At 55.9% G+C, this 3,782-nt stretch carries 3 protein-coding genes; 1 reads left to right on the top strand and 2 read right to left on the bottom strand.

Annotation, left to right across the window (positions count from 1 at the left end; all coding sequences use genetic code 11):
* Positions 1-94: 94 nt before the first annotated feature.
* Entirely contained in the window at positions 95-304 is a 210-nt protein-coding gene (locus WA989_RS10440) for a hypothetical protein (protein ID WP_424340435.1), read from the bottom strand.
* Between the two features lie 300 nt (positions 305-604).
* Here WA989_RS10440 and WA989_RS10445 point away from each other — a divergent pair, with 300 nt between their 5' ends.
* Positions 605-1,432, top strand: coding sequence for a transferrin-binding protein-like solute binding protein (locus WA989_RS10445; protein WP_424340436.1), 828 nt, complete (start codon positions 605-607; stop codon positions 1,430-1,432).
* A 333-nt stretch (positions 1,433-1,765) separates the two neighbouring features.
* Here WA989_RS10445 and WA989_RS10450 read toward each other — a convergent pair.
* On the bottom strand, positions 1,766-3,782 hold a 2,017-nt coding region (locus WA989_RS10450), incomplete at its 5' end, for a glycosyltransferase (RefSeq protein WP_424340437.1).

The raw sequence follows: 3,782 nt of genomic DNA on the forward strand, positions 1-3,782 counted from the left end.
CCTACACCGTCCCGTCTTGTTCGACGTTGAAAATTCTGAATTGCAGGCGCGATGGGTTCGATCGCAAAGTTATCAGGAAGGGTAGGCACCCTTTTCAGCGCACGTCCGGCATCTTGAGGGAGACCGACTGTTCATCGGATCGGTCCAATTCCATCGTTTGACGTAAACGCTGAATATCGGCTTCATCAATCTTACGACTGAACCTGTTTTCGATTGATGTGTCGGCGGCATGTCTCCGCGCTATAAGCGACCCAAACTTTCGTGACACCAAAGCCGCGCGAAAAAGAAAAATATGTCCTTGCATTCAAATTCTCCTATCGATGGCCGACGCTTGTTCGGCGAGCTATCGGATGGAGCATGAAGCCAAACTGTATCTGGACAATTTCTTTAGTGTTTCAGAATGTTCCAGGATCGTGCCGCGTTGGTATCAGGCATATTCCGATCGCGTTGCTGGCAACATTCGCAGTAAATTAACGCGTCCGGACGAATGCGCTGTCATCGACCACCTGTAAGTCTCCATTGCAACAAGACTGACAAACAACAGACATCTGTCGGAAATACCGGTGGGCGATTGACTGTCTCAAATTGAACCTGGAGACTCAACATGCCCTTAAGAATTTTCAAATCCGCCCTCATAGTGACTTTGCCCTTGGCGATAGCAGGCTGCGGAGGGGGAAGTGGCGGACCACAACCTGCCAATGGCCTCGCATTTGCAACCAATGAAAATGAAGCAGGTGCCGATGGCATTATTCTGGCGCCTGGTGATACGGTGACCACCCAGCTGAATCTATTGCGTCATGGCCTACCGCTGAACGATAACACGCTGTCTAACCAGACAGTCCGGGTTGAACAGGTTGACGAATCCACAATACGCTTGGCGTGGGGAGACGCCGCCGGTGCTACATTTCTGGCAACCGCAGCTGACCCGACGAGATACGAGCACGTATCAAACCCTGCAATCGCTGTGACACTGTATCCTGCCGATGGGAATACACATGTTGCCGTGATGAACTATGAACACGGAACATTGGGTTATGCGGGAAGCGCCGTCTTCGGCCATTTGACCGCACCGTCAGATTTGCCGACTGGAGGCGAAGTCGAATATCAGGGGTCGGCGCTTGTGCATGCCTATACCGACAACGGTATGGGCGGTCACGACTACGACACGGATATTTGGGAAATGTTTTTGACGGCGAGCTTTGATGCAGGCGGTGTCGCCGGCGGGCTAGATGCCGACGGCACACTTATTTCCATCGAGAACGGCACGATATCCGGAAACGGCTTGCATGCCTCCCTCGCTGGGGCCGGTGGTATCAACGGTTCGCTGTCGGGCAATTTTTACGGGACGAATGCGTCTGAAGTCGGTGGTACTTTGGAATTGACGCACGATAGCGGTGTTGTGACGGGTGCATTTATAGGCTTCTCCGACTGAGCCGTCTGGCAGAATGGTACCCCCCTTTCCGCAGTGGGACAACGGTCGCCATTTCGACTGTTGTTCCGCTGCGGAAAATCAAAGGTCTATTTCCCTTTGCACACTTGGTCTGAGAACCAGACCCAATAGCGGGGACTCGTTTCACGGCTTCTATGGGTGGCTACAGGATGGGCATATCGCGACAAACCGTTGGTGGTCGGTATTCTAGAGTGCAAGGAATGTGACTGATCGCTACACCAGCATAATCGGAGTCCTCATCTCTATCTTTGAGCGTAGACGAAATACATTTATACGGTCTGCCTTTCCATACGGTTGCCGTCATCCTGCCTGCCGCTAGCTGGCCTTTGCTTTTTTCAGCTCCTTTTCAAGGTGACGTCGGACGACGTGCCTATGGCGGCTGTCACGCCCCAGCGATTTGAGCAGTAGCGCGAGTTCTGCCCCGTCATCCTGATCGGGATCAAGCGAATCGAATTGGGCAATGGCCTCTTCGATCGCGCCCTCGTAAACCGGAATGGCATTTTCTGGTGCGAAAAGCTTTTCTGCAATCGCCTGTGAAGCGGCACGGGTCGCATGTTGATCGGCATCGAAAAGCGTCCAATGTAGACCGGCGGCAAGATCATCGGTATCGTAGGCCAGCGCCGTATATCCATTCGCCTTGTGGTGGACGAAGTCGGCCAGACCGCTGGTGCGGAAACAGACAACGGGTGTTCCGTTGCGCAAAGAATCAGAAGCGATGACAGACAACGACTCCTGCAGGGACGGCACCAGGCAGACATCCGACGCTTTATAAAGCCTGCTTTTATGCTCTTCATCGGTCAAGAAACCAACCGGGATCACCTTGAAAGGCAAATTCAGCTTCCCAAGCGCCCCGGCATCGACGGCACCGAGGATTGCTACGCTGATGGTTTCCGGCCGGTCGCATTGTACGGCCAATTTGGCCAAGGCCTCAGCCGCGAGTGCGAAACCCTTGCGTTGGTTTTCCGCCTTGTGGACTGCGAGCAGGATGACCTTCTGGTCATCGGCGATGCCAAGCTCAGACCGACAGGTTGGCCGGTCAGGGGCGAGGGGTTTCGGAATTGGGTTGTAGGCTGTCAGTATCCGGTGATCCTGCGTCAGCGGCGCGCGGCTCAGCATCTCGGTCATCCAGGGTGATATACCGCAGAAAACGATGTCCGGCCTGCGGCGCAGCACCATCTGTTTCAGCATGTAGGCCGCGCTCACCTTCGCTGCCTCACGCTGATCGATGACCGAGGGGCAGCTTTCGCAGCCGGATTTGTAGCCGGTACATGTCAGCGCGGTGGCGTAGCTCTTCGGTAGCGTCGGAAGTTGGGAAATCCGCGCGTCGTCAAGTTTGAACAGACATCCGCCGGTGTGCAGCCAGTTGTCGCGCGCGATCCAGACGATCGGATAGCGCAGGTCGAGCAGATCGGGCATGCTCAGCACACTGCGGTCGATTGCGCCCATGATGATACAATCGGGCGCGAAACGATCAATATCTTCGGTGATCCGTTCGGAAATGCTGGTGCTGCCCAGCGTGACCCAGGTTGGTATGTGCACACCTTTCACGGGCTGATCGCTCGCCTCGGTGCCGGCGACCGGGTAATCGTCGGTCGAGAATGTCCGGACAGTGTGACCGCGCAGCTTCAGTTCGTCGCGCAGCCGCGCGGAAGAGGCCGCAGCCCCGGCCCCGCGTTTGATATCGAACGAAGTGCCGATCATCGCGATGCGACGTTCCCGACCGCCCGCCTTGGTGGGTCCGACTGGCAGATGATCCACCCGTCGGGCGGCGGCAGCCGTAACTGCGCGCGCAGCGCGAAAGGGCGTGTTCACAGGTTTTTTGACTGAAGGCTTCGGCAGATAGCTGTCGGTCCAGGCGGGCGGCTCGAAACCGTTTTCATGCAAAAGCACCGCCGCCTGTTGCAGCGCATTGCGCATCACATGATTTTCGTTGGCCAGAATTGCGCCCCCCGCGGCATCATTCGCGCGATCGTCTGCGTCTGCACGTCCGTAAAAGAACGTATCGCTGGCCGTTTCAATCACCGGTTTGTCGGTCAACTGCGCAATATCGCGCGCCTGTCTGAAATTGCTTTCAACAAAAAGGATGTCGTCGCGGGCGCCGTAGACCTCGGCCTTGAAGGGCGCGTGGGCGCGTAGGCGGCGTCGCTCCGCTGCCGAAGGCAGGTCTAGCATGATAAGCTCTTTGTAGGCGACGTTGTGTGCGGCAAGCCAGCTTTCGGTTTCCGGGCGATATTTTTCGAGCCGCGAAGTGACGATCGCGCTGATTTCCTTTTGCGGAATGAAGAGAGGTTCGGCATTCAGCAGAAAATCGATATATTTGGGCCCATCATCG

Origin of the sequence: Henriciella sp. (genome assembly GCF_049649345.1) — a bacterium.
Lineage (GTDB): Bacteria > Pseudomonadota > Alphaproteobacteria > Caulobacterales > Hyphomonadaceae > Henriciella.